25 protein-coding genes are annotated in these 23,048 nt (G+C 67.1%); 12 read left to right on the top strand and 13 right to left on the bottom strand.

What is annotated here, in order from left to right; all coding sequences use genetic code 11:
* Nucleotides 1–39: 39 nt before the first annotated feature.
* The 5 genes from fabG to BLT73_RS08525 all read right to left on the bottom strand — a co-directional run bounded on the left by fabG (nt 40) and on the right by BLT73_RS08525 (nt 3,975).
* On the bottom strand, nt 40–777 hold the full coding sequence (gene fabG, locus BLT73_RS08505) for a 3-oxoacyl-ACP reductase FabG (RefSeq protein WP_090522831.1): 738 nt from the start codon (nt 775–777) through the stop codon (nt 40–42).
* Nucleotides 770–1,480, bottom strand: coding sequence for an aspartate/glutamate racemase family protein (locus tag BLT73_RS08510; RefSeq protein ID WP_090522833.1), 711 nt, complete (start codon nt 1,478–1,480; stop codon nt 770–772). Before BLT73_RS08510 ends, fabG begins: the two co-directional genes overlap by 8 nt.
* Nucleotides 1,480–2,409: an ACP S-malonyltransferase gene (fabD, locus tag BLT73_RS08515; protein ID WP_090522835.1), complete on the bottom strand. Its 930-nt coding sequence runs from the start codon at nt 2,407–2,409 to the stop codon at nt 1,480–1,482. Before fabD ends, BLT73_RS08510 begins: the two co-directional genes overlap by 1 nt.
* Nucleotides 2,410–2,524: 115 nt before the next feature.
* Nucleotides 2,525–2,947, bottom strand: a complete 423-nt coding sequence (ndk, locus tag BLT73_RS08520) for a nucleoside-diphosphate kinase (protein WP_090522837.1) — start codon at nt 2,945–2,947, stop codon at nt 2,525–2,527.
* Between the two features lie 254 nt (nt 2,948–3,201).
* A complete protein-coding gene (locus BLT73_RS08525; RefSeq protein WP_090522839.1) occupies nt 3,202–3,975 on the bottom strand; it encodes a hypothetical protein in 774 nt (257 codons plus the stop codon).
* Between the two features lie 91 nt (nt 3,976–4,066).
* Between BLT73_RS08525 and BLT73_RS08530 the strand changes: the two genes are divergently transcribed.
* Nucleotides 4,067–5,914: an ABC-F family ATP-binding cassette domain-containing protein gene (locus BLT73_RS08530; protein ID WP_090522841.1), complete on the top strand. Its 1,848-nt coding sequence runs from the start codon at nt 4,067–4,069 to the stop codon at nt 5,912–5,914.
* A gap of 193 nt (nt 5,915–6,107) precedes the next feature.
* Nucleotides 6,108–6,854 (top strand): MipA/OmpV family protein, encoded by a 747-nt coding sequence (locus tag BLT73_RS08535; protein WP_090522843.1) that lies wholly within the window; start codon nt 6,108–6,110, stop codon nt 6,852–6,854.
* Between the two features lie 81 nt (nt 6,855–6,935).
* Here the strand turns inward: BLT73_RS08535 and BLT73_RS08540 are convergent, their stop codons facing one another.
* The gene (locus tag BLT73_RS08540; RefSeq protein ID WP_090522846.1) at nt 6,936–7,691 is read right to left on the bottom strand and encodes a GNAT family N-acetyltransferase; all 756 of its coding nucleotides are present in this window, start codon (nt 7,689–7,691) and stop codon (nt 6,936–6,938) included.
* A gap of 85 nt (nt 7,692–7,776) precedes the next feature.
* Here BLT73_RS08540 and msrB point away from each other — a divergent pair, with 85 nt between their 5' ends.
* Nucleotides 7,777–8,169, top strand: a complete 393-nt coding sequence (gene msrB, locus BLT73_RS08545) for a peptide-methionine (R)-S-oxide reductase MsrB (protein WP_090523119.1) — start codon at nt 7,777–7,779, stop codon at nt 8,167–8,169.
* A gap of 148 nt (nt 8,170–8,317) precedes the next feature.
* Here the strand turns inward: msrB and BLT73_RS08550 are convergent, their stop codons facing one another.
* Nucleotides 8,318–9,511 (bottom strand): AI-2E family transporter, encoded by a 1,194-nt coding sequence (locus BLT73_RS08550; protein ID WP_090522848.1) that lies wholly within the window; start codon nt 9,509–9,511, stop codon nt 8,318–8,320.
* 60 nt (nt 9,512–9,571) lie between these two features.
* Entirely contained in the window at nt 9,572–10,012 is a 441-nt protein-coding gene (locus tag BLT73_RS08555; RefSeq protein WP_090522850.1) for an outer membrane protein assembly factor BamE, read from the bottom strand.
* A gap of 124 nt (nt 10,013–10,136) precedes the next feature.
* Between BLT73_RS08555 and BLT73_RS08560 the strand changes: the two genes are divergently transcribed.
* Both BLT73_RS08560 and BLT73_RS08565 read left to right on the top strand, forming a co-directional pair.
* Complete coding sequence (locus tag BLT73_RS08560; RefSeq protein ID WP_090522852.1) at nt 10,137–10,664, top strand: YceD family protein; 528 nt, start codon at nt 10,137–10,139, stop codon at nt 10,662–10,664.
* Between the two features lie 88 nt (nt 10,665–10,752).
* A complete protein-coding gene (locus tag BLT73_RS08565; protein ID WP_245727194.1) occupies nt 10,753–11,199 on the top strand; it encodes a GFA family protein in 447 nt (148 codons plus the stop codon).
* 208 nt (nt 11,200–11,407) lie between these two features.
* Here BLT73_RS08565 and rnhA read toward each other — a convergent pair whose 3' ends face one another.
* The 4 genes from rnhA to ispH form a co-directional block, all read right to left on the bottom strand.
* Entirely contained in the window at nt 11,408–11,881 is a 474-nt protein-coding gene (gene rnhA / locus BLT73_RS08570) for a ribonuclease HI (protein ID WP_090522855.1), read from the bottom strand.
* A 40-nt stretch (nt 11,882–11,921) separates the two neighbouring features.
* Nucleotides 11,922–12,524, bottom strand: coding sequence for a LysE family translocator (locus tag BLT73_RS08575; RefSeq protein ID WP_090522857.1), 603 nt, complete (start codon nt 12,522–12,524; stop codon nt 11,922–11,924).
* On the bottom strand, nt 12,521–13,126 hold the full coding sequence (locus tag BLT73_RS08580; protein ID WP_090523122.1) for a glutathione S-transferase family protein: 606 nt from the start codon (nt 13,124–13,126) through the stop codon (nt 12,521–12,523). The genes BLT73_RS08575 and BLT73_RS08580 overlap by 4 nt, the downstream gene beginning before the upstream one ends.
* Before the next feature lie 66 nt (nt 13,127–13,192).
* Entirely contained in the window at nt 13,193–14,149 is a 957-nt protein-coding gene (gene ispH, locus BLT73_RS08585) for a 4-hydroxy-3-methylbut-2-enyl diphosphate reductase (RefSeq protein ID WP_090522859.1), read from the bottom strand.
* Between the two features lie 109 nt (nt 14,150–14,258).
* On the opposite strand from ispH, the gene BLT73_RS08590 reads away from it, so the two are divergent.
* The gene (locus BLT73_RS08590) at nt 14,259–15,440 is read left to right on the top strand and encodes a PQQ-dependent sugar dehydrogenase (RefSeq protein ID WP_090522861.1); all 1,182 of its coding nucleotides are present in this window, start codon (nt 14,259–14,261) and stop codon (nt 15,438–15,440) included.
* A gap of 86 nt (nt 15,441–15,526) precedes the next feature.
* Here the strand turns inward: BLT73_RS08590 and BLT73_RS08595 are convergent, their stop codons facing one another.
* A complete protein-coding gene (locus BLT73_RS08595) occupies nt 15,527–16,093 on the bottom strand; it encodes a LabA-like NYN domain-containing protein (RefSeq protein WP_090522863.1) in 567 nt (188 codons plus the stop codon).
* A gap of 74 nt (nt 16,094–16,167) precedes the next feature.
* Between BLT73_RS08595 and folK the strand changes: the two genes are divergently transcribed.
* From folK to BLT73_RS08625, 6 genes are all read left to right on the top strand, one after another.
* Nucleotides 16,168–16,788 carry a 2-amino-4-hydroxy-6-hydroxymethyldihydropteridine diphosphokinase gene (gene folK / locus BLT73_RS08600; RefSeq protein WP_090522865.1) on the top strand — a complete coding sequence of 207 codons (621 nt, stop codon included), beginning with the start codon at nt 16,168–16,170 and terminating at the stop codon, nt 16,786–16,788.
* A gap of 20 nt (nt 16,789–16,808) precedes the next feature.
* Entirely contained in the window at nt 16,809–17,165 is a 357-nt protein-coding gene (gene rpoZ, locus BLT73_RS08605) for a DNA-directed RNA polymerase subunit omega (protein ID WP_090522867.1), read from the top strand.
* A gap of 18 nt (nt 17,166–17,183) precedes the next feature.
* A complete protein-coding gene (locus tag BLT73_RS08610; protein WP_090522869.1) occupies nt 17,184–19,310 on the top strand; it encodes a RelA/SpoT family protein in 2,127 nt (708 codons plus the stop codon).
* 46 nt (nt 19,311–19,356) lie between these two features.
* The gene (locus BLT73_RS08615) at nt 19,357–20,034 is read left to right on the top strand and encodes a DUF2062 domain-containing protein (protein ID WP_090522871.1); all 678 of its coding nucleotides are present in this window, start codon (nt 19,357–19,359) and stop codon (nt 20,032–20,034) included.
* A gap of 213 nt (nt 20,035–20,247) precedes the next feature.
* Nucleotides 20,248–21,810 (top strand): 2-isopropylmalate synthase, encoded by a 1,563-nt coding sequence (locus tag BLT73_RS08620; RefSeq protein ID WP_090522873.1) that lies wholly within the window; start codon nt 20,248–20,250, stop codon nt 21,808–21,810.
* 203 nt (nt 21,811–22,013) lie between these two features.
* A complete protein-coding gene (locus BLT73_RS08625) occupies nt 22,014–23,048 on the top strand; it encodes a rod shape-determining protein (RefSeq protein ID WP_090522875.1) in 1,035 nt (344 codons plus the stop codon).

The following is a 23,048-nucleotide window of genomic DNA, read 5'->3' on the forward strand; positions in this document are numbered from 1 at the left end:
GGGCCGCGCCGCGCGGCGCCGCGGGGCGCCTTGCGGCGCTCAGATCATCGCCATTCCGCCATTCACATGCAGCGTGGCGCCGGTGACATAGCCCGCCTCCGGGCTGGAAAGATACAGCGCCGCGGCGGCGATATCGTCGGGCGATCCCATTGACCCGGCGGGAATCTGTGTCAGGATCTTGCCCTTCTGGTCGTCGTTCAGCTTGTCGGTCATCGCGGTCGCGATAAATCCCGGCGCGATGCAGTTGACGGTGATGTTGCGGCTCGCCACCTCATAGGCCAGCGATTTCGACATCCCCACCAGACCGGCCTTCGCGGCGGCGTAGTTCCCCTGCCCCGGATTGCCGGTGGTGCCGACGACGCTGGTGATGTTCACGATCCGGCCCCAACGCGCCTTCATCATGCCGCGCAGCACCGCCCGGCACAGCCGGAAGCTGGAGGTCAGGTTCACGTCGATGACCTGCGCCCATTCCTCGTCAGACATGCGCATGAAGATGTTGTCGCGGGTGATGCCGGCATTGTTTACCAGAATATCAATTCCCCCCATCGCCTCGGTCGCGGCCTTGGGGAGCGCCTCGACCGCCTCCGCATCGCCGAGATTGGCGGTCACGACATGGGCGCGCTCACCCAGACGCCCGGCGAGGTCGTTCAGCGGCGCCTCGCGCGTGCCCGACAGCGCAACGGTGGCCCCGGCTGCGTGCAGCGCCTCGGCCACCGCGCCGCCAATCCCGCCCGACGCGCCGGTGATGAGCGCGCGTTTTCCCGTCAGATCAAACATAAGTCTCTCCTGTCTCGAATGAGGCGGCCTCGATCGCCGCCCGGCAATGGATCTCGACCGTGTCGAAGACCGGGGCTGGCACATTGTCGGCATTCAGCAGCAGCCCGACCTCCGTGCAGCCCAGAATGACGCAATCCGCCCCGGCCGCGACCAGATCGGCCGCCGCGGCCTCATAGGTGCGACGGCTGTCTTCGCGCACATCGTCGCGCACCAGCTCGTCGAAGATGATGCGGTGGATCTCGCCGCGGGTGGCGGCGTCGGGCAGCACCGGGGACAGCCCGGCGGCCTCCAGCCGGTCCAGATAGAAGCGTTTTTCCATCGTATACGCCGTCCCGATCAGCCCCGGACGGCGCAACCCGGCGGCGCTGATCGCATCGGCCGTGGCGTCGGCGATATGCACCAGCGGGGCCGCGATGGCAGCGGCCACAGGGGCCGCAACCAGATGCATGGTGTTGGCGGCGATCAGCATGACCCCGGCCCCCGCCCCCTCCAGCCGTTGCGCGGCCTCGGCCAGCATCTCTCCCAGCCCGTCCCAATCGCCTGCCTCCTGACGCGCGGCGATCTGGGCGAAATCGAAGGAGTGCAGCAGCAGCGGTGCGGAGTGCAGACCACCCAGCCGATCGGCCGCCATCCGGTTCAGCGTGGCATAGTAATGGGCGGTGGAGACCCAGGACATGCCGCCGAGAATGCCGATCGGCCGCATCAAGCGTCCTTCAGCGCGGCGATATCGGCGGGGGTGCCCACGGCGCGGGTCTCGGCACCCTTGGCGATGCGCTTGATCATGCCCGAGAGCGCCTTGCCGGCGCCGATTTCCCAGAACTCTGTGACGCCCGCGCCCGACAGGAACTCGATGGATTCACGCCAGCGGACGGAACCCGTGACCTGTTCCACCAGCAGGCGGCGGATCGCGCCGGGTTCGATCACCGGCTCGGCGCGGACATTGGCGATCACCGGCACGGCGGGGGGCTGGATGTCGATCGCCGCCAGCGCATCGGCCATGGCGGCGGCGGCGGGCTGCATCAGCACGCAGTGAAACGGCGCCGAGACCGGCAGCATCAGCGCCCGCTTGGCGCCACGCTCCTTGGCCAGCACGGTGGCGCGCTCCACCGCGTCCTTGTGGCCCGAGATCACCACCTGCGCCGGGTCATTGTCATTCGCGGCCTGGCATACTTCATCGCCCGCCGCTTCGCGCGCGATCTCGTCCACCGCGGCGAAATCCAGCCCGAGAATGGCGGCCATCGCGCCCACACCCACCGGCACGGCGTCCTGCATAGCCTGCCCGCGCAGCCGCAGCAGCCGCGCGGTATCGGCCAGGCTCAGCGCGCCGGCGGCGCAGAGCGCGGAATATTCGCCCAGCGAATGGCCCGCGACGTAATCGGCCTGGGCGATGTTGATGCCCTCGCTCTCCAGTGCGCGGAATGCGGCCATGCTGGTTGCCATCAGGGCCGGTTGCGCATTGCGGGTCAGGGTCAGCTCGTCGGCCTCGCCGTCCCAGATCAGCCGGGACAGATCCTCGCCAAGCGCCTCATCGACCTCGCGGAACACGTCCATCGCGGCGGGATAGGTCTCGGCCAGTTCGCGGCCCATGCCGATGCTCTGAGCACCCTGTCCGGGAAATACGAATGCGCGCATGATGATGCCCCTCGGTTGATGGTTTCCCCGTCCTAGCGCGGCGGGCGAGGGGCGGCAACAGAAAGGGGCGCGAACCCTGACGGTCCGCGCCCCGCACAAGACCTGCGATGCAGGATCAGCCGACCAGTTCGAGGCCGGAGAAGAAGAAGGCGATTTCGCGTGCCGCCGATTCCGGGCTGTCGGAGCCGTGGGCCGAGTTTTCGCCCTTGGACAGCGCGAATTCCTTGCGGATCGTGCCTTCGGCGGCTTCCGCCGGGTCGGTCGCGCCCATCACTTCGCGGTTCTTGGCGATGGCGTTTTCACCGGCCAGAACCTGCACCACGACCGGCTCCGACGACATGAACTCGCACAGCTCGGCATAGAACGGGCGCTCGCTGTGTTCGGCGTAGAACGCGCCAGCCTGTGCAGGCGAAAGATGGATGCGCTTGGAGGCGACGACGCGCAGCCCGGCTTCCTCGAATTTCGAGATGATCTTGCCGGTCAGGTTGCGCTTGGTGGCGTCGGGTTTGATGATCGAGAGCGTCAGCTCGGTAGCCATTTGGATAACTCCGTCAGGATGGGCGCGGCGCGGCCGCGCGTCAATTCTGGGCGGCACCTAGCATGGCGATAGCGGGTTGAAAACCCGTGATTGCGATCCCGCGCGGCGGTCCGCAGGGCGGTTTGCGGCGCGCCTTTCGGGGCCCTCAAGGAGAGGGCACGGGGCGTGCACAACCTGTGCACCGGGTGTACACCGTTCGTGCACCGTTCTGCGCACGCGCAACATGGCCCGCGCCCCGCCACGCACAGGCGGTCTCAGGCGTCGGGGTGGAGCGCGTCATCCAGCAGCGCGGCGTGGCCGTTCTCGCGCAGGTAGGTCACCATCACCCCGAAATCCTCGACGCTGTCTTCCAGCGGGACGGTGTTCTGGCGGAAATAGCTGCTGGCCAGATCGGCCGGGTCGGCCTCGGAGCGGATGAAGCCGAGAAGCCGCGCCATCTCCGCCCGGTCGCCGAGCGCGCGGTAATCCACCGAGGTCACGCGCAGCGGGCGGCGGGCGCGCATGGTCGTCAGCATCTCGGTGAAATGCCGGTCGGCCTGCAGCACCGTCTCGAACTGCGCGGGATCGAAGCGGATCGGGCGGTTGTCCTGCGGCCGGTCGCCATCGCGGCGCTTGGTGAAGCTGCCGGTCTCGCGCGCCCGCTGGAGCGAGACATATTTGCGCAGCGGGTTGCGGGTCAGGAAGATCTTCTGCCAGCGCCGGGCGCGCAGCGTGTCGGGGCCGATCCCCGACTGCACCAGCCGGGCGGGAAATTCCTTGAACCCCACCACCGGCGTCTCGATGGCCTCCAGGATCCGGCCCAGATAGGCGCGCACATCCGCGTCGCGCCGCGCCGTGTCGGCGGGTCCGAACCCGATCTGTTCGGCCAGCGGGGCCGGAAGCTCGACCCGGTCGGGTTTGAAGATCTCTCCCAGGCAGGTCACGTCCGGCGCGCTGTCCAGCAGCGAGGCCAGATGATAGGAGCCGCTGCGCGGTTGGGCGACGATGAGGAAACGGCATGTATGGCCGGTCTTGCCGAGTTCGGTCATGGGGCCACGATCACTCCGGTCTGTTCAACTGCCAATTGATATGTGCCGAGGCGTATTGACGCAACTGGCTTGCTGGGTCATGGCGTGCGCCATGCTGCGGATCGAAGACATCTCCTATTCCATCGCCGGGCGGCCGCTGTTCGAACATGCGGGCGCGGTGGTGCCGGACGGCCACAAGGTCGGGCTGGTCGGACCCAACGGGGCGGGCAAGACGACGCTGTTCCGGCTGATCCGGGGCGAGCTTTCCCTTGATGGCGGCCAGATCGCCCTGCCCGCCCGCGCCCGGATCGGCGGGGTGGCGCAGGAAGCGCCCGGCACCGCGCGCAGCGTGCTGGACACGGTGCTGGACGCGGATACGGAGCGCGCCGGGCTGATGCGGGAGGCCGAGGCGGCCAGCGACGCCGCACGCATCGCCGAGATCCAGACACGGCTGGCCGATATCGACGCCTGGTCGGCCGAGGCGCGGGCCGCGACCATCCTGAAAGGTCTGGGGTTCTCCGACGCCGATCAGCAGCGGCCAAGCGCCGATTTCTCGGGCGGCTGGCGGATGCGCATCGCGCTGGCGGGCGTGCTGTTCGCGCAGCCCGACCTGCTGCTGCTGGACGAGCCGACCAACTATCTGGATCTGGAAGGCGCGCTGTGGCTGGAGAGCTATCTGGCGCGCTATCCCTATACGGTCATCGTCATCAGCCATGACCGGGGCCTGCTGAACCGCGCGGTGGGCCATATCCTGCATGTCGAGGATCGCAAGCTGACGCTCTATACCGGCGGGTATGACCAGTTCGCCAAGCTGCGCGCCGAGAAACGCGCGCTGATGGCGTCGGAGGCCAAGAAGCAGGAGGCGCGGCGGGCGCATCTGCAAAGCTTCGTGGACCGGTTCCGCGCCAAGGCCACCAAGGCCAAGCAGGCGCAGGCGCGCATCAAGATGATCGCGAAGATGGAGCCGATCACCGCGCCGGAGGAGGCCAAGTTCCACCGCTTCAGCTTTCCCGCGCCGGAGCAGCTTTCCCCGCCGATCATCGCCATGGAGGGGGTCAGTGTCGGCTATGGCGAGCGGCGGGTGCTGCGGCGGCTGGATCTGCGCATCGATCAGGACGACCGGATCGCGCTTCTGGGGCGAAACGGTCAGGGCAAATCCACCCTGTCGAAACTTCTGGCCGAACGGCTGGCGCCGATGGAGGGGCAGATCACCCGGTCGGGCAAGCTGCGGGTCGGGTATTTCGCGCAGCATCAGGTCGATGAGCTGGAGCTGGGCGAGACGCCGCTGGATCATGTCCGGCGGCTGCGGCCTGATGAGGCCCCGTCGAAGCTGCGGGCGCGGCTGGCCGGGTTCGGGCTGATGGAGGCGCAGGCCGAGACGCGGGTCGGCCAGTTGTCGGGCGGGCAGAAGGCGCGGCTGTCGCTGCTGATCGCCACGATCGACGCGCCGCATCTGCTGGTGCTGGACGAGCCGACGAACCATCTGGACATCGAAAGCCGCGAGGCGCTGACCGAGGCGCTGAACGACTATACCGGCGCGGTGGTGCTGGTCAGCCATGACATGCATCTTCTGTCGCTTGTGGCGGACAGGCTGTGGCTGGTCGATCAGGGCGGGGTCGCGCCGTGGCAGGGCGATCTGGACGATTACCGCGCCATGCTGTTGCAGACCCCCGAGGAGAAGCCCGCGAAGGCCAGCCCGGCGCCGAAGCCGAAACGGGCGAGCCGAGACGAAATCCTGGAATTGCGGGCCGAGGCGCGCAAGGCCGAGGCGCGGGTCGAGAAGCTGACCGAGATGCTGGACAAGATCGGCGGGAAGATGGCCGATCCCGGCATCTATGACGACGCCGCCGAGGTCGAGAAATGGGGCCGCAAGCATGCCGAGGCCAGCGAGGCGATGACACGGGCCGAGGCGATCTGGATGACCGCGATGGAGCGGCTGGAGCGGGCCGAACGCGGCTGAATCGCGTCGCCCCGCCGCGGCGCGGGCTGTGTACTCCGCCCCCGCCGAGCGGCGCGTCGGCCCCGATCTGTTGTCACGATGTCACGGAACCTTGATCGCGCGGCGCGGTTAACTTTCCGTGACTTGATTTCCGCGCCCGCGGGGGGCAGTTCTGGTCAGGTCGCCACATCATCATCTTCTGCCGGGTGAGTTCATGAGAATCCTGTTTCCGCTGATCGCCGCCACCGCTTTTGCCGCCCCGGCACTGGCGCAGGAAACCGTCATCAATCCGCCGCAATCCATCTCGCTCGACGTGGGCGCGGGGGCGGCCTACAAGCCGACTTATCCCGGCTCGGACGAGCATGAGACGGTGCCGTGGCTGATCTTCCGCAATCTGGAGCTGAACGGCACGCGCAGCGGTCCGGGCGACGGGTTCTCGATCACCCCCAGCTTCAACTATCTGGGCAAGCGCGACAGCGACGATGACAGCCGGCTGGCCGGGCTGGACGAGGTGGACCGGACGCTGGAATTCGGCGTCAAGGCGACCTATCGCACCGGGCCGACCCGCGCCTTCGTCACCGCGCGCAAGGGGTTCGGCGGGCATGACGGGATCACTGGCGAGTTCGGGGCCGAATACCGGATCGATTACAGCGACCGGCTGACCATGTGGGCGGGGCTGGAAGCGGGCTACGGCAATGACGACTACAACCAGACCTATTTCGGCGTGACCCCGGACGAGGCGGCGCGGACCGCCTACGGCCCCTATGCGCCAGGCGGCGGCATCAACTCGGCCGCGGCGACGCTGGAGGCGCGCTATGATCTGAGCCCGAACACCGCGGTGATGGGCGAGGTGAAGTTCTCGCGCGTGATCGGCGATGCGGCCGACAGCCCGATCGTGCTGGACGAAAACCAGCCCTCGGTCCGGCTGGGCATCGTGCGGACGCTGAATTTCGGGTTCTGATCGCCACGGACGGCGCGGCAGGCGGGGGCGGGCGACCGCCCCTTTTCTCATGGCCGGCAGATGCCTTTCAGCGATGCGATTTTACCCAGCGACGCCGCGCAGGAGCCGCTGCCGCGCGGGCGGGATGGCGGCGATTTCCAGCCCGGTGAACACATGCAGCGTGCCGAGCTGGTCGTCCACCACCGCATGATCGCTGACCCAGCCGCCCATCATCAGGTAGCTGCGCAGAAGCGGCGGCAGACCGGCCTGGGCCAGCCGCGGATCGGGTTTCTTCAGCCGGAGCGCGCGGGCGAAGCGGAACACCTTGGGCGCCTTGACGCGCGGCAGCCAGCGGCGCGGGGCCAAGTGACGCTCCTTCAGCAGCGCAAAGGTGTCGGCATAGCCCTGCGTATCGGTGCCCATGAAGGAGGAGCAGCCGAACAGAAGCTGGATGCCGTGATCATCGACAAAGCGCGTCATCGCCCCCCAGGCGACGCGCAGGATGTCGGGATCGGCATGTTCGGGATGGATGCAGAACCGCCCCATCTCGACCATCGGGCCGTCGAAGTCGCGCAGCCGGGCCAGATCGTAATGGCTGGCGGAATAGCTGCGCCCGATCTCTGCCCCGCTGTCGAGCGCCATGAAGCGGAAGGTGGCCAGCAACTGGCCGCTGCGCTGATCCTCGATCAGCACATGCTGGCATTGCGCATCGAAGGCATCTGCGTCGATCGCCGCGCCGTCATCGGCCGCGCGGCCGCGCTTGCCGATGAAGGCCAGCCAGCGCAGGCGCTGCGCGGCGCGCAGATCCTCGGCGGTGTCGGCCAGGCGGACCCGGAAACGGCCCTTGATCAGCAACATGCCCTTATCCTCGCGCCAGCGACCACCTACATGATGGCACGAGACATATTCCCATCATGTAACGATGGCGCAACAGGAGATTGTCATGGCCCAGGTGACCAAGAGCGATGCCGAGTGGCGCGCGCAGCTGAGCGACGAGGAATATTACGTGACAAGGCAGGCGGGCACGGAGCGCCCCTTCTCGCATCCGGGTTTTCCGAAGGAGGCCGGCCATTTCGCCTGTATCTGCTGCGGGGCGCCGCTGTTCGAGCAGGATGCGAAGTTCGAGAGCCATTGCGGCTGGCCCAGCTTTTCCGCGCCGGGCGGCGAGATCGACGAACATCACGACACCACTCACGGCATGGTCCGCACCGAGGTGCGCTGCCATAATTGCGACGCCCATCTGGGTCACGTCTTTCCCGACGGCCCGCCGCCGACCGGGTTGCGCTATTGCATCAACGGCGTCGCGATCGAGTTCGTCCCGGCGCAGGAGGGCTGAGCGGGGGCTGCCCGCAGCCGGGGCGCCGGCGCCAGAGACGGCGCTGAGCTGAGCCGCGCCGCGCGTGGCGGGACGCAGCAACCGCGACAGCATCCGGGCCACCGTCCCCGTCCCCCATGACGCGGTAGCGGGGGCGCGGCGGCGGGGGTCAGCCCGACTCGCCTCGTGGCTTGTCCTCGTCCGAGGGGACGTGATCGGGCAGATCGTCGCCCAGCACCCCCTCGATATAGAGCCGCTGGACCAGCACCATCGCGACCACCATCAAGGGCGCCGCGACAAGGATGCCCGGCAGGCCGAACAGCACGCCGAAGCCGATCACCCCGAAGATGGTCATCACCGGCGGCAGACCCGCCGCGTGACGCTGGATCAGCGGCATGATGACATTGCCCTCGAGCTGCTGGACCGCCACGAAAAGGAGCAGCACATAGAGCGCGTCCTGCGGGCCCTGGGTCAGCGAGAACAGCACCGCCGGCACGCCGGAGATGAACGGGCCGATGAAGGGGATGGCGTTGGTCAGCCCGGCGATGATGCCCAGCACGAGGGCCAGCGGAATATCCAGCAGCCACAGCCCGCCGCCGGTCAGGATCGCCACGATCAGCATGTCGAGCGATTGCCCGGCCAGCCAGCTCCACAGCTTGTCGCCGATCTCGCGCAGGATGCTGGCGGCCTCGTCGCGGTGATCCATGGGCACCAGCCTGAGCACGCCTTGCACATAAGGGCCGGGATTGAGCGCGAGGAAGATCGACACGGTCACAATCAGCACCAGATTGGCGATGCCGCCGATCACCGCGTTCACCGTGCCGCGCAGCACGCCGAACACGCTCATCACCGAACCGGCGAAGGGGCCCATCGCGCCGCCGCCGCCGCCGCCGCCGCCCGATCCGCCCGACGCGGCCTCGCCGCCCTGCTGGCCGCTGTCCTGCGCGCGTTCGAGCAGGAAATTCCCGATGGCCGAGCTGTTGAGCCAGTCCATCACCTGTTGCCAGGCCTGCGGGATGGCCGCGATCAGCTGGCGCATCTGCTGGGTGACCTGCGGCCCGGCCATCATCACCAGCAGCAGCCCCGCCAGCACCGCCGCGGCCAGCACGATGAACACCGAGACGGTGGGCGACAGCCCGGTGAAGCGGGACAGGTAATTCGCGGTCTTGCGAAACGCGATGCCCAGCAGGATGGCGGCGAAGCCCATCAGCAGCATGAAGGAGAGTTTCCACGCCAGAAGCAGGGTCAGCGCCACCGCGAAGGTGGTCAGGATCGTCGGCACCGGCACCGGCCGGCGCGAGATCTTCAGCGAAGCCTCGCCCTCGGGCTCATGGCTGCGGGGCAATTCCCGGCGGTCTGGCATGGTCCTGTTCCCCGGTCACTCTGGCGCCTGCCCCCGCGGCCTGCGCGGACAGGGCGCGCGTCAATCGATAAAGTCGGAGGCGTTGAAATTGCCCAGATTGCCCAGGAGCTGGCGCACCAGGCTGATCGAGGTCACGCCCGAATCGGTCACCCGGCGCGACAGCACCACCACCCGCCCGTCCTCAAGGCCGAAGCGTTCGACATTGGACACCGTGCCGTCCGGGGCGAAGTTGATCGCAACCACCTGCCGCTGGATCTCCTCGGGGCGGCGCAGCCCGTAATGACGCCAGCGCGAGCCCACGTAATACCAGCCCGATCCCTCCAGCAGCCCCATCGAGGTGGGCCGCCCGATCAGCCCCTCCAGCTCGAACTGGCTGGTCTGGCCCGGCACCACCATGGCCAGATCCTGTTCGGGCGGCACATAGCCGTGATGGCGATAGATCGGGGAGCACGCAGCGACGGTAACAGTCAGAGCGATGACGATGCCGCGGATCAGTTTCATTGATCTTGTTCTTCCCCGTCGATGGACGGCCCCGGTTGACGCCGCCCGCATGGCTTAGCAAACTCGGCCAGCCCGCTCAAGAAGATCGCGGCGGGCCGGCAGCAAACCACCCCGGAAAGGCATCATGTCCGTTTTCACCCCCCTCTCCGACCGGCTTCGGGTGGCGCATCTATCGCCCGGCCGGGACAATGAATTCACCGTCGCCCCCGATGCGGCGGCGCGCCGGGCCATCGCCGCGGAGCTGGGGCTGAGCGATCTGCCCGATATGCGGTTCGAGGGTGCCGTGCGGGCGTCCGGCGCGGATGAGTGGGCGCTGAGCGGCAGGCTCTCGGCCCGCGTCGTGCAGCCCTGCGTGATTACGCTGGAGCCGGTGGAGACGGAGATCGCGGAGCCGGTGTCGCTGATCTTTTCGCCCCATGTCGCGGCACCTGAGGAGGAGGAGGTCGAGATGGGCGATGACAGCGTCGAGCCGCTGGGCCAGACGATCGATATCGGCGCCATCGCCATCGAGGCGCTGTCGCTGGCCCTGCCGACCCATCCCCGCGCGCCGGGCGCCGAGATGCCGGAGATCGCGGGCGACGACGCGCCCGGGCCGGAGGAGACCCGCAAGCCCTTCGCCGGGCTGGCCGAGATGATGAAGAAAGAGAACTGACCGCAGGCTGACAAGTGCCGGTAACCGCCGTCCGGACGCGCCGCGCCGCGCGGTGCTTTACTGACCCGCGTCATTATGTGACCGTTCCATGATGAGCCATGACGCCGAAATCACCGGAGGGTGCCAGTGCGGTGCGATCCGCTATCGCATTGACGCGCTCGGCCGGTCCTCTGTGTGTCATTGCCGGATGTGCCAGCGTGCCTTCGGCGCGTTCTACGCGGCGCTTGTCGTCGCCAACGGGCTGGAATGGACACAGGGGACACCCCGCTACTTCACCAGCTCCAACATCAGCAAGCGCGGCTTCTGCGCCGATTGCGGCACGCCGCTGAGCCTCGAGAACTTCGCCGATGATCAGGTCGAGATCGCGACCGGCACGCTTGACGATCCGGAGCAGGCGCCGCCCGGGCTGCAAATCAATCATCGCTACGCCTGTTCCTTCGCAGACGGGATCGGGGCGCTGCCGGAACCGGATGATCAGACGATCGCGGAAAACGACGCCTGGAATGCACAGGTGATTTCGTATCAGAAACCGTGATCTTTCGCCGCGCTCACGAGACTGGCGTGTCTCGCCAGCCCGGCGCGGGCCGAATGACGGCGACCGTATCAACGGCCCGACATTGAAGGCACGGCGGCGCGTCAATCCCCGGCTCTCAGGCAGTTCCTGAGTGGAAAGACACGCGACAGCTCCGGTCTTTACGAAGCAGCCAGAGGCGCGCCGCGGCCCGACCGGAGCACAGGCGCAATTAATCCGTCGCGGCTTTGCTGGCCGGTTTGTAGGGCTTCATCCCCGCCCGCGCCAGCTCATCGGCGCGCTCGTTTTCCGGGTGCCCGGCATGGCCCTTGATCCATTCCCAGCGGACCTGGTGGCGGCTCTGCGCCGCGTCGAGGCGTTGCCACAGATCGTCATTCTTGACCGGCTTGCGGGCGGCGGTTTTCCAGCCGTTCTTCTTCCAGCCGTGGATCCAGCCGGTCACGCCATTTTTCACATAGGCCGAATCGGTGGTGATGGTGATTGCGGAGGGCCGCCTCAGCGCCTCGAGCGCCTCGATCGCGGCGATCAGCTCCATCCGGTTGTTGGTGGTCTGCGCCTCGCCGCCTTTCAGTTCGCGCTCCTTGACGATCTCGGCGCCGTTCATCGCGCGCATCAGCACCCCCCAGCCGCCGGGGCCGGGATTGCCGCTGCAGGCGCCGTCGGTCCATGCAAACAACTCGCTCATCGGGCAGGTGATAGCCGAAGCCGGGGCGAAGCAAAACCGCTCAGGCGCGCTCGGTTGCGAGTTTCAGGCCAAGCGCCGCGAAGCTGGCGGCAAAGACGCGGCGCATCCAGGACATCGCGGTCTCGCTGGCCAGCACGCGCTGCCGGCCGGTGGCGGCCAGCAGCACATAGCCCATGAACACCGCAAAGGTGGTGGCGGTGAACCCTGCGCCAAGCTGGATCAGCATCGGCGTTCCGGCCCCGGCCGGCATGAATTGCGGGATGAAGGCCATGAAGAACAGCGGCAGCTTCGGGTTCAGCATGTTCAGCAGCACCCCGCGACGCACCAGTTCGGACGCCGCGGCGGGCTGCGCCGGGCGCACGGACAGCCCGCCGCGATCCTTCAGCACCGCCCAGGCCATCCACATGAGATAGGCCACGCCCGCAAACTTGATGAGCTGGAACAGCACCGCGCTGGAATGCAGGATGGCGGCCAGCCCCGCGAGCGCCACGACCATGTGGAGCACCGTGGCAATGGTGCAGCCAAGCGCGGCCCAGAACCCGGCCCGCAGCCCGCCGCCCAGCGTGGCCGACAGGGTATAGACCACGCCGATCCCCGGTGCGACGCAGACGATGAAGGCGGTCAGAAGGTAATCCCAGCTCATTCGTCCAGCCCCTTGTAGCCCGGCAGCGCGGCGATGCGCCCCAGCCACGCATTGATGCCCGGAAATCCGTCCATGTCAAACCCGCCGCGCGCAGCCGCGGTGTGGGTATAGGCGTAAAGGCTGATATCGGCGAGGCTCGGCGCGTCGCCTGCGAGCCAGTCGTGACCCGACAGACGCGCCTCCATGTTCCGCAGCAGCGCGTGACCGCGATCCAGCAGTTCCGCCATCCGCTCGGGCGTGGCCAGATGGCGGCGGTTCTCGTAACAGCGCAGCGCGGCGCGCACCGCGATCACCCCTTCATGCTGGTTCTGTTCCCAGAACATCCAGCCCAGCATCTCGGCGCGGGTGACGGCATCATCGGGCATGAAGGCCGTGCCCTCGCCCAGATAGACCAGGATCGCATTCGATTCGGGCAGCAGCCTGCCGTCATCCAGCTCCAGCACCGGGGCCTTGCCGAAGGGCAGGACGCCCGCCTGCTTGGCCTGCGCGATGGCGGGCGAGCCATCCTCGACATCGACCAGCTCGACCGCGCGGCCGAGCAGCGCCAGCAGCAGGCGCGGCTTGTAGGAATTGCCGGAGGACGGCATCGAATAGAGCTTCATGGCGTTCTTCTTCACCCAAATACCCGGCAACCGCGCCCGCCCGCGCCCCGCGACCCGGGGGGCGTATCACGCCGGTTCGCGCAACACCCGCGGCACCTTGAATTCGACGTTTTCCTGCGCCGTCTCGACGATCTGCACATCGACCGCGAAGCGTGCGCGGAAGGCGTCGATCACCTCGTTCACCAGCACTTCGGGCGCGCTTGCCCCGGCGGTGACGCCGACAGCGCGCACGCCGTCCATCGCCCGCCAGTCGATCTGGTCGGCGCGCATCACCAGCTGGGAATAGGCGCAGCCCGCGGCGCGCCCCACCTCGACCAGCCGGCGCGAGTTGGAGGAGTTCGGCGCCCCGATCACCAGCAGCGCGTCGATTTTCGGTGCCACCGATTTCACCGCCGCCTGGCGGTTGGTGGTGGCGTAGCAGATATCTTCCTTGGCCGGGCCGATGATCGCCGGGAACCGCGCCTGAAGGGCTGCGACGATCGCCGCCGTGTCATCGACCGACAGGGTGGTCTGGGTGATGAAGGCCAGCCGCTCGGGGTCGCGCGGTTCGATCGCGGCCACATCCGCCACGGTTTCCACCAGCAGCACCTCGCCGGGTGGCAACTGGCCCATCGTGCCCAGCACCTCGGGGTGGCCCTCATGGCCGATCATCACCATCTGCAGGCCTGCAGCGTGGTGACGCTCCGCCTCGACATGGACCTTGGAGACCAGCGGGCAGGTCGCATCGACGAAGATCATCTCGCGCCGCCTGGCCTCGGCCGGGACCGCCTTGGGCACGCCATGGGCCGAAAAGATCACCGGGCGGTCATCGGGGCATTCATCCAGCTCCTCGACGAAGACCGCGCCTTTCTCGCGCAGCCCGTCCACGACGAATTTGTTGTGCACGATCTCGTGGCGCACATAGACCGGCGCGCCCCATTTCTGCAGCGCCATCTCGACGATCTTGATGGCCCGGTCCACGCCCGCGCAGAAGCCGCGCGGCGCGGCGAGATAGAGGGTCAGGGGGGGGCGCGCATCTGTCATAGAGGTCAGGTAGCAACCCGGCCGGGGAAAATCCAGTGGACCCGCGCCGCGATTGCCGCGTTGTGATCCCGGACTTGTTCAAATGCGTTTCAGTCACAGGAGTTTCGGGATGAGGATCTTTGCCACCACCGCCGCCATGGCCCTGCTGAGCGCCACCGCCGCCGGGGCCGCCCCATGGCCGCAGGCCGAGCCGAACACGGATTTCGAGCCCGCCTTTCCCGAGCAGACCCGCGCCGAGGCGATGGACAGCGGCGTCACGCTGAAGGTCGAGCCGGTGATCGAGGGGCTGGTCAATCCCTGGGCGGTCGAGTTGCTGCCCGGCAATGCCGCGCTCGTCACCGAGCGGCCGGGGCGGCTGAAATACTATGCCGACGGGACTGTCACCGATGTCAGCGGCATTCCCGAGGTCGATGCCGGCGGTCAGGGCGGGCTGCTCGACGTGGCGCTGTCGCCGGATTTCGACGAGAGCCGGGTGATCTTCCTGAGCTATGCCGAGCCGCGCGATGGAGGCAATGGCACGTCGGTCGCGCGGATGGTGCTGGCCCAGGACGGCGCCTCGGTCAGCGATGTGCAGGTGATCTTCCGCCAGACGCCGACCTATGACGGCGACAAGCATTTCGGCAGCCGTGTGGTGCCGGCGCCGGACGGCAACCTGTTCATCACGCTGGGCGAACGCTCCGACGTGCCGATCCGCGACAGCGCGCAGGACATGCAGAACCATCTGGGCAAGCTGATCCGCATCACCCCGGATGGCAGCGTGCCGTCCGACAACCCCTACGCGGACGGATCGCAGGCCCTGCCGGAGATCTATGCCAGCGGGCTGCGCAACGTGCAGGCGGCGACGATCGGCCCGGACGGCGCGCTGTGGACAATTGAACACGGCCCGATGGGCGGCGACGAGATCAACAAGCCCGAGGCCGGGCTGAACTATGGCTGGCCGGTGATCTCCTATGGCTACAACTATGACGGCTCGCCGGTGAACGAGGGGATCTCCGCCCGCGAGGGGATGGAACAGCCGATCTATTACTGGGATCCGGTGATCGCGCCGTCGGGGGCGGATTTCTATGACGGCCAGCTTTTCGCGGAGTGGCAGGGCGACCTGCTGCTGGGTGCGCTGAACCCGCCATCCTTGGTCCGGCTGTCGGTGGATGGCGACCGGGTGACGGGCGAGGAGCGGCTGCAGCCTGAGATCGGCCGGATCCGCGACGTGAAGGTCGCCGGGGACGGCACGATCTGGGTGGTCACGGATGAAGATCCGGGCGGGCTTTACCGCCTGTCGCCGCAGCAATAGGCGGCGCGGTATCTAAAGCGCGCTGAAACGAAAAGGGGCGGCATTGCGCCGCCCCTGTTCCGACCGCACCGCCGTCGCGGCGGCGATCATGTCTCCAGCGCGTGATCCTCGCGCGGGGCGGCCTCGCGCGGGGGGCGGCCGATCACGTCGCGCAGCGCGTCGAGTTCGATGAAATTGTCGGCCTGCCGGCGCAGCTCATCGGCGATCATCGGCTGCTGGCTGCGGGTGGTCGAGACCACCGAGACACGCACCCCCTGCCGCTGCAGCGCCTCGACCAGCGGACGGAAATCGCCATCGCCCGAGAACAGCACGGCGTGATCCAGACGCGGCGCGAGCTCCATCGCGTTCACCGTCAGCTCGATATCCATGTTGCCCTTGATCTTCCGCCGCCCGACCGCGTCGGTGTATTCCTTGGCGGGCTTGGTCACGAGCGAGAAGCCGTTATATTGCAGCCAGTCCACCAGCGGCCGGATCGGGGAATATTCCTCGTTCTCCAGCAGCGCGGTGTAGTAATAGGCCCGCAATAATTTTCCGCGGCGTTCAAACTCCTGCCGCAGCAGCTTGTAATCAATGTCGAAGCCAAGCGATTTCGCCGCGGCGTAGAGATTGGCGCCGTCGATGAACAGCGCGAGTCGGTCGTCTTTATAGAACACGTAATCTCCCTCGACACGCCCCCCGCTGCGTATCAGATTAAATCCAACTGCTGGAAACGACTGCCGAAACCAGAATGCCGTCCAAATTAGTTCTCATCGCGCTCGGGGCAAACTTGTCTTCTTCGGCAGGTTCGCCTGCCAAAACGCTCAAGGCTGCGCTTATATCGCTTGCGGCGCATCCGGGGCTGACGCTGCGGCAAGTATCACGGTTTTACGCAACCCCTGCACATCCGGCGGGCAGCGGGCCAGATTATGTCAATGCCTGCGCGGCCCTGGACGCCGCCACGGCCACGGCCGGCGCGGTGCTGGGGGTGCTGCACGAGCTCGAGGCGAATCTCGGCCGCATCCGGGATGGCGGCAGATGGGCGGCGCGCGGCATCGACCTGGATCTTCTGGCGATGGAGGACCAGATCCTGCCGGACCGCGCCACGCAGGATCGCTGGCGCGGCCTCGATCCCGAGCGGCAGGCACGGATCGCCCCCGACCGGCTGATCCTGCCCCATCCCCGGATGCAGGATCGCGGCTTCGTGCTGGTGCCGCTGGCCGAGATCGCGGCCGGCTGGCGCCACCCGGCAACCGGGCAGAGCGTGGCCGAGATGCGCGACGCCCTGCCCGTGTCGGCACGGCGGGACATCCGGGTTCTTCTTGACAATCCCGGTGAGAGCGATCACAACGCCGCTTCCGCCCTTTTATGATTCGAACCGATAGGTGATTCATGGCTCGCGTGACCGTCGAAGACTGCGTTGACAAGGTTCCGAACCGCTTCGATCTGGTGATGCTCGCATCGCACCGCGCCCGCGAGATCGCCACCGGCAGCCCGCTGAGCGTGGACCGCGACAACGACAAGAACCCCGTCGTCGCCCTGCGCGAGATCGCCGACGAGACGCAGCAGGTCGATGAGCTGCGCGAGCGGATGATCGAATCCAGCCAGACCCAGATCGAGGTGGACGAGCCCGAAGAGGACGCCATGGCGCTTCTGCTGGGGGCCGAGGTGGACCGTCCGAAGCCCGCCGACGAGGAGTCGGAGGAGAAGATGCTGCGGATGATGCTGGAAGCGAACCAGCGCGGCTGACAGTGACGGGGTCTTCGAGTGGACAAGTTCGACGTCGAAGACCTTCTCGCACTGATCCGCAATTACAATCCCCGCACCGATGAGGCGCTGATCCGCCGGGCCTTCGATTACGGCCAGCGGATGCATGCGGGCCAGACCCGGCATTCGGGCGAGCCCTATTTCACCCATCCCGTCGCCGTCGCCGCCATCCTGACCGAGATGCGGCTGGATGATGCGACGCTGGTCACCGCCCTGCTGCACGACACGATCGAGGACACCCGCTCGACATGGGGCGATGTGGCCGACAAGTTCGGCCGCGACATCGCCGAGCTGGTCGATGGCGTCACCAAGCTGACCAATCTTCAGCTGTCCGGCAGCCACTCCAAGCAGGCCGAGAATTTCCGCAAGCTTTTCATGGCGATGACGCGCGATCTTCGCGTGATCCTGGTCAAGCTGGCCGACCGGCTGCACAATATGCGCACGATCCGCGCCATGCGCCCGGAAAAACAGGTCAAGAAGGCCCGCGAAACCATGGATATCTATGCGCCTCTGGCCGGGCGCATGGGGATGCAGTGGATGCGCGAGGAGCTGGAGGATCTGGCCTTCAAGGTCATCAACCCCGAGGCGCGCAATTCCATCATCCGCCGTTTCCTGACGCTTCAGAAGGAAAGCGGCGACGTGATCGCAAAGATCACCGCCGATATCCGGGCCGAGCTGGACCGCGAGGGGATCGAGGCCAATGTCTATGGTCGCGCCAAGCGCCCGTTCAGCGTCTGGCGCAAGATGCAGGAAAAACAGCTCACCTTCTCGCGCCTGTCGGATATTTACGGCTTCCGGGTGATCGTCGGCACGGAAAGCGAGGCCTATCGCGCGCTCGGGCTGATCCACCGGCGGTGGCGGGCGGTGCCGGGGCGGTTCAAGGATTACATCAGCCAGCCCAAGGCCAACGGCTATCGCTCGATCCATACGACCGTGACCGGGCGCGACGGCAAGCGGGTCGAGGTGCAGATCCGCACCCGCCAGATGCATGAGGTGGCCGAGGCGGGGGTGGCCGCGCATTGGGCGTATCGCGACGGGGTGCGGTCGACCAACCCCTTTGCCGTGGACCCGGCAGAGTGGATCGCGCAGCTCAACGAACGGCTGGGCGGCGAGGATCACGACGAGTTCCTCGAGCACGTGAAGCTCGAGATGTATTCCGACCAGGTCTTCATCTTCACGCCCAAGGGCGACGTGATCCAGTTGCCCAAGGGCGCGACGCCGATTGATTTCGCCTATGCGATCCACACACGGATCGGCAACTCCACCGTCGGCGCCAAGGTCGACGGGATCCGGGTGCCGCTGTGGACGCGGCTGAAGAACGGGCAACTGGTCGAGATCATCACCGCGGCCGGGCAGCGCCCGCAGGCGGCGTGGCTGGAGATCGTGCAGACCGGGCGGGCCAAGGCCGCGATCCGGCGCAGCCTGCGCGAAGAAGACCGGGCGCGGCTGATCCGGCTGGGAGCCGAGCTGGTGCGGATCAGTTTCGAGCATCACGGAAGGCGGGTGACCGACAAGGCGCTGCGCACCGCGGCCTCGAAACTGGCCCTGCCCGACGCCGATGAGTTGCTGGCCCGGATCGGCTGCGCGGAGATGTCGGCGCAGGAGGTGTTGCAGACGCTCTATCCCGAGCTTGGCACGCGCAAGGAAACCGTCGATCCGGCCCGGCCCGTCGCCGGGCTGGAGGCCGATCAGACGCTGGGCCGGGCGGAATGCTGCCAGCCCCTGCCGGGGGAGCGGATCGTCGGCATCACCTATCGCGGGCGCGGCGTCATCATCCATTCCATCGACTGCCCGAGCCTGGCCGAGCTGGACAGCGAGGAGGACCTGAAACGCTGGGTCGATCTGCAATGGCGCGACGGCACCCATCCGCCCGCCTACCCGGTGACGCTGAGCGTCACGATCCGCCACGATGCGGGCGTGCTGGGCCGGATCTGCACGCTGATCGGCAGCCAGGGGGCGAATATCTCGAACCTCGTATTCGCCGACCGCAAGCCGGATTTCTATCGCCTGGAGGTCGAGGTCGATCTGCACGGGGTGGACCAGCTACACGCGCTTTTGACCGCGCTTGAGGCGGAATCGGACGTGGCGCAGCTCGCCCGGCTGCTGCGGCCGGAACTTGCGCCGTGACCTTGCGTTTCCCCGCCTTCTGACCACAGCCCCGACCGCGACCACCATGTTCAAACGCCGCAAACCCCGCAGCTATTCGCAGATGGCGACGGAGATGATCTATCCGCGCGGCGGCTGGTGGCGCGCGGGCATCTATGTGCTGCACCGGCTGCGCCGCCTGCCCGATCAGCCGCACCGGATCGGGCGCGGCATGGCGGCCGGCGTGTCGGTGTCCTTCACGCCGCTGTTCGGGCTGCATTTCCTGGCCGCGGCCGGGGTGGCCTGGGTTCTGGGCGGCAATATCCTGGCCGCGCTGCTGGCCACATTCGTCGGCAATCCGATCACCTTCCCTTTCATCGCCTATGCCTCGACCTGGCTGGGCCGGCTGATCCTGGGGGCGGAGGGCAACCTGTCGCCGCGGATGATCCTGAACGAGTTCGCGGACGCCTCGACCCAGATCTGGCACAATCTGCGCGCCATGTTCGGCCCGCAGGAGGTGCATTGGGACCGGCTGGCCAGCTTCTTTCACGATATCTTCCTGCCCTATCTGACCGGCGGGCTGATCCTGGGCACGCTGGCCGGGATCGCCGCGCATTACCTGACCGTGCCGGTCATCCGCGCCTATCACCGCCGCCGCGCGCGGCTGTTGTCCAAGCGGATCGAGCGGATGCGCGATGCCTCCTCGGGCGTCGCCCGCCCGCCGCCGCGCCCGGCCGCGCGGCCCGCGCCGCGCCGCGAAGATTAGGGGTTTTCATCGGCCCAAGCGCTTGTATAGTCACGCCCATGACCCGGACGCGACATATCGCCCCAATCCGCAACGCGCAATTCGGCGCGCGGTTTGCCGTGAACCTCCGCGGTCTGCTGCTTCTTACGCTGCGCTGAGCGGGTCCCGCCGGGCCGCCGCTCAGTCCGGTCACGCGCCCGGCCCCAGATCCGATCAAGCAGAAGAAGCAAGACCATGACCGACCAGAACCGAGTCTATATTTTCGACACCACCCTGCGCGACGGCGAGCAATCGCCCGGCGCCACCATGTCCCATGCCGAGAAGCTGGAAATCGCCGCCATGCTGGACGAGATGGGGGTGGACATCATCGAGGCCGGGTTCCCCATCGCCTCGGAAGGGGATTTCAAGGCCGTATCCGAGATCGCCCGGCAATCGCAGAACAGCGTGATCTGCGGGCTGGCACGCGCGCAGATCCCCGATATCGACCGCTGCTGGGAGGCGATCCGCCACGCGAAACGCCCGCGCATCCACACCTTCATCGGCACCTCGCCCCTGCACCGGGCGATCCCCAATCTGGACATGGACCAGATGGCGGAGCGCATCGAGCAGACCGTGACCCATGCCCGGAACCTGTGCGACAATGTGCAGTGGTCGCCCATGGATGCCACACGCACCGAGCATGATTACCTGTGCCGGGTGGTGGAAATCGCGATCAAATGCGGCGCCACCACGATCAATATCCCCGACACGGTGGGCTATACCGCGCCCAAGGAAAGTGCCGATCTGATCCGCATGCTGATCGAGCGCGTGCCGGGCGCCGACGGGATCATCTTCGCCACCCATTGCCACAACGATCTGGGGATGGCGACGGCCAACAGCCTGGCGGCGGTCGAGGCCGGCGCGCGGCAGATCGAATGCACCATCAACGGTCTGGGCGAGCGGGCCGGCAACACTGCCCTCGAGGAAGTGGTGATGGCGATGCGGGTGCGCCACGACATCATGCCGTTCGATACCGGCGTGGACACCACGAAGATCATGGGCATCTCGCGCCGGGTGGCGCAGGTCTCGGGCTTTCCGGTGCAGTTCAACAAGGCCATCGTCGGCAAGAACGCCTTCCTGCATGAAAGCGGCATCCACCAGGACGGGGTACTGAAGAATGTCGAGACCTTCGAGATCATGCGCCCGGCCGATATCGGTCTGAACGAAAACAACATCGCCATGGGCAAGCATTCTGGCCGCGCCGCGCTGCGCGCCAAGCTGAAGGATCTGGGCTACGAGGTGGGCGACAACCAGTTGAAGGATGTCTTCGTGCGCTTCAAGGCGCTCGCCGACCGCAAGAAGGAGGTCTATGACGAGGACATCGTCGCGCTGATGCAGGACAGCGCCGCCAATACCGGCGACGATTACCTGCAGGTCAAGCATCTGCGCGTGGTCTGCGGCTCGGACGGCCAGACCGCCGATCTGACGCTGATCGTGGACGGGCAGGAACAGACCGCCTCGACCACCGGCGACGGACCGGTTGACGCCGTGTTCAACGCGGTCCGCCAGATTTATCCGCATGAGGCGCGGTTGCAGCTCTACCAGGTGCATGCCGTGACCGAGGGCACGGATGCGCAGGCAACCGTCTCGGTCCGGATGGAGGAAGAGGGCCGGATCGCCACCGGGCAGGCCGCGGATACCGACACGATCCTCGCCTCGGTCAAGGCCTATATCGGGGCGCTGAACCGGCTGCGGGTCCGGCGCGAACAGGTCGGCAAGGACGCCGACGCCAAACAGGTCAGCATGTATTCGCACTGATCCTGCCGCCGCGAGGCGCCTGCCCCGGCCCGGCGCGCGCCGCCTCTGCGGCGTGCCGCCGGCCGCCACGGCGCGGAAACTCGGGCTTTGACACAGGGGATTTGGGCTTTATATGAAGCCGGACTGGGCCGGGTGCGATTCCCGGCCCTTCCACCATCGACACGAAACACAGGCCGGGGCAACCGGCGCGAAAGGATACGGGCATGGCGTTCTTCGGGCTGTTTTCGACGGATATCGCGATTGACCTGGGGACGGCGAACACGCTGGTCTATGTCAAGGGAAAGGGGATCATCCTGAACGAGCCCTCTGTGGTGTCCTACCACGTCAAGGACGGCAAGAAGCAGGTCCTGGCGGTGGGCGAGGATGCCAAGCTGATGCTGGGCCGGACGCCCGGCAGCATCGAGGCGATAAGGCCGATGCGCGAAGGCGTGATCGCGGATTTCGACAGCGCCGAGGAGATGATCAAGCATTTCATCAAGAAGGTGTTCAAGCGCACCACCTTCTCGAAGCCCAAGATCATCGTCTGCGTGCCGCATGGCGCCACCCCGGTCGAGAAACGCGCCATCCGGCAATCGGTGCTGTCGGCGGGCGCGCGCAAGGCCGGGCTGATCGCGGAACCGATCGCGGCGGCCATCGGCGCGGGCATGCCGATCACCGATCCGACCGGCTCGATGGTGGTCGATATCGGCGGCGGCACGACCGAGGTGGCGGTGCTGTCGCTGGGCGATATCGTCTATGCGCGCTCGGTCCGCGTGGGCGGCGACCGCATGGATGACGCGATCATCAACTATCTGCGCCGCAACCATAACCTGCTGATCGGGGACCAGACCTCGGAGCGGGTCAAGACCTCCATCGGCACGGCGCGGATGCCCGATGACGGGCGCGGGGCGACGCTGGCGGTGCGCGGGCGCGACCTGCTGAACGGGGTCCCGCGCGAGCTGGAAATCACCCAGGCCATGGTCGCGGAGGCCCTGGCCGAGCCGGTGCAGCAGATCTGCGAGGCGGTGATGGTGGCGCTTGAGGCCACCCCGCCCGATCTGGCCGCTGATATCGTCGACCGGGGCGTCATGCTGACGGGTGGCGGCGCGATGCTGGGCGATCTGGATCTGGCGCTGCGCGAGCAGACGGGGCTGTCGATCAGCCTCGCCGATCAGCCGATGAGCTGCGTGGCGCTCGGCACCGGCAAGGCGCTGGAATATGAAAAGCAGCTTCGCCACGTCATCGATTACGACAGCTAA

It is taken from the genome of Paracoccus isoporae, from assembly GCF_900101865.1.
GTDB lineage: Bacteria > Pseudomonadota > Alphaproteobacteria > Rhodobacterales > Rhodobacteraceae > Paracoccus > Paracoccus isoporae.

What these genes read in the sequence shown, in the direction of transcription:
- BLT73_RS08555 (WP_090522850.1), bottom strand. Translation starts at nt 10,012, where the DNA reads ATGAAACTGATCCGCGGCATCGTCATCGCTCTGACTGTTACCGTCGCT.
- BLT73_RS08575 (WP_090522857.1), bottom strand. Translation starts at nt 12,524, where the DNA reads ATGAGCTGGGATTACCTTCTGACCGCCTTCATCGTCTGCGTCGCACCG.
- fabD (WP_090522835.1), bottom strand. Translation starts at nt 2,409, where the DNA reads ATGCGCGCATTCGTATTTCCCGGACAGGGTGCTCAGAGCATCGGCATG.
- BLT73_RS08580 (WP_090523122.1), bottom strand. Translation starts at nt 13,126, where the DNA reads ATGAAGCTCTATTCGATGCCGTCCTCCGGCAATTCCTACAAGCCGCGC.
- fabG (WP_090522831.1), bottom strand. Translation starts at nt 777, where the DNA reads ATGTTTGATCTGACGGGAAAACGCGCGCTCATCACCGGCGCGTCGGGC.
- BLT73_RS08625 (WP_090522875.1), top strand. Translation starts at nt 22,014, where the DNA reads ATGGCGTTCTTCGGGCTGTTTTCGACGGATATCGCGATTGACCTGGGG.
- msrB (WP_090523119.1), top strand. Translation starts at nt 7,777, where the DNA reads ATGGCCCAGGTGACCAAGAGCGATGCCGAGTGGCGCGCGCAGCTGAGC.
- BLT73_RS08530 (WP_090522841.1), top strand. Translation starts at nt 4,067, where the DNA reads ATGCTGCGGATCGAAGACATCTCCTATTCCATCGCCGGGCGGCCGCTG.
- BLT73_RS08540 (WP_090522846.1), bottom strand. Translation starts at nt 7,691, where the DNA reads ATGTTGCTGATCAAGGGCCGTTTCCGGGTCCGCCTGGCCGACACCGCC.
- rnhA (WP_090522855.1), bottom strand. Translation starts at nt 11,881, where the DNA reads ATGAGCGAGTTGTTTGCATGGACCGACGGCGCCTGCAGCGGCAATCCC.
- BLT73_RS08535 (WP_090522843.1), top strand. Translation starts at nt 6,108, where the DNA reads ATGAGAATCCTGTTTCCGCTGATCGCCGCCACCGCTTTTGCCGCCCCG.
- ndk (WP_090522837.1), bottom strand. Translation starts at nt 2,947, where the DNA reads ATGGCTACCGAGCTGACGCTCTCGATCATCAAACCCGACGCCACCAAG.
- BLT73_RS08525 (WP_090522839.1), bottom strand. Translation starts at nt 3,975, where the DNA reads ATGACCGAACTCGGCAAGACCGGCCATACATGCCGTTTCCTCATCGTC.
- BLT73_RS08615 (WP_090522871.1), top strand. Translation starts at nt 19,357, where the DNA reads ATGTTCAAACGCCGCAAACCCCGCAGCTATTCGCAGATGGCGACGGAG.
- BLT73_RS08510 (WP_090522833.1), bottom strand. Translation starts at nt 1,480, where the DNA reads ATGCGGCCGATCGGCATTCTCGGCGGCATGTCCTGGGTCTCCACCGCC.
- BLT73_RS08560 (WP_090522852.1), top strand. Translation starts at nt 10,137, where the DNA reads ATGTCCGTTTTCACCCCCCTCTCCGACCGGCTTCGGGTGGCGCATCTA.
- ispH (WP_090522859.1), bottom strand. Translation starts at nt 14,149, where the DNA reads ATGACAGATGCGCGCCCCCCCCTGACCCTCTATCTCGCCGCGCCGCGC.
- folK (WP_090522865.1), top strand. Translation starts at nt 16,168, where the DNA reads ATGCCGTCCAAATTAGTTCTCATCGCGCTCGGGGCAAACTTGTCTTCT.
- BLT73_RS08565 (WP_245727194.1), top strand. Translation starts at nt 10,753, where the DNA reads ATGATGAGCCATGACGCCGAAATCACCGGAGGGTGCCAGTGCGGTGCG.
- rpoZ (WP_090522867.1), top strand. Translation starts at nt 16,809, where the DNA reads ATGGCTCGCGTGACCGTCGAAGACTGCGTTGACAAGGTTCCGAACCGC.
- BLT73_RS08590 (WP_090522861.1), top strand. Translation starts at nt 14,259, where the DNA reads ATGAGGATCTTTGCCACCACCGCCGCCATGGCCCTGCTGAGCGCCACC.
- BLT73_RS08550 (WP_090522848.1), bottom strand. Translation starts at nt 9,511, where the DNA reads ATGCCAGACCGCCGGGAATTGCCCCGCAGCCATGAGCCCGAGGGCGAG.
- BLT73_RS08620 (WP_090522873.1), top strand. Translation starts at nt 20,248, where the DNA reads ATGACCGACCAGAACCGAGTCTATATTTTCGACACCACCCTGCGCGAC.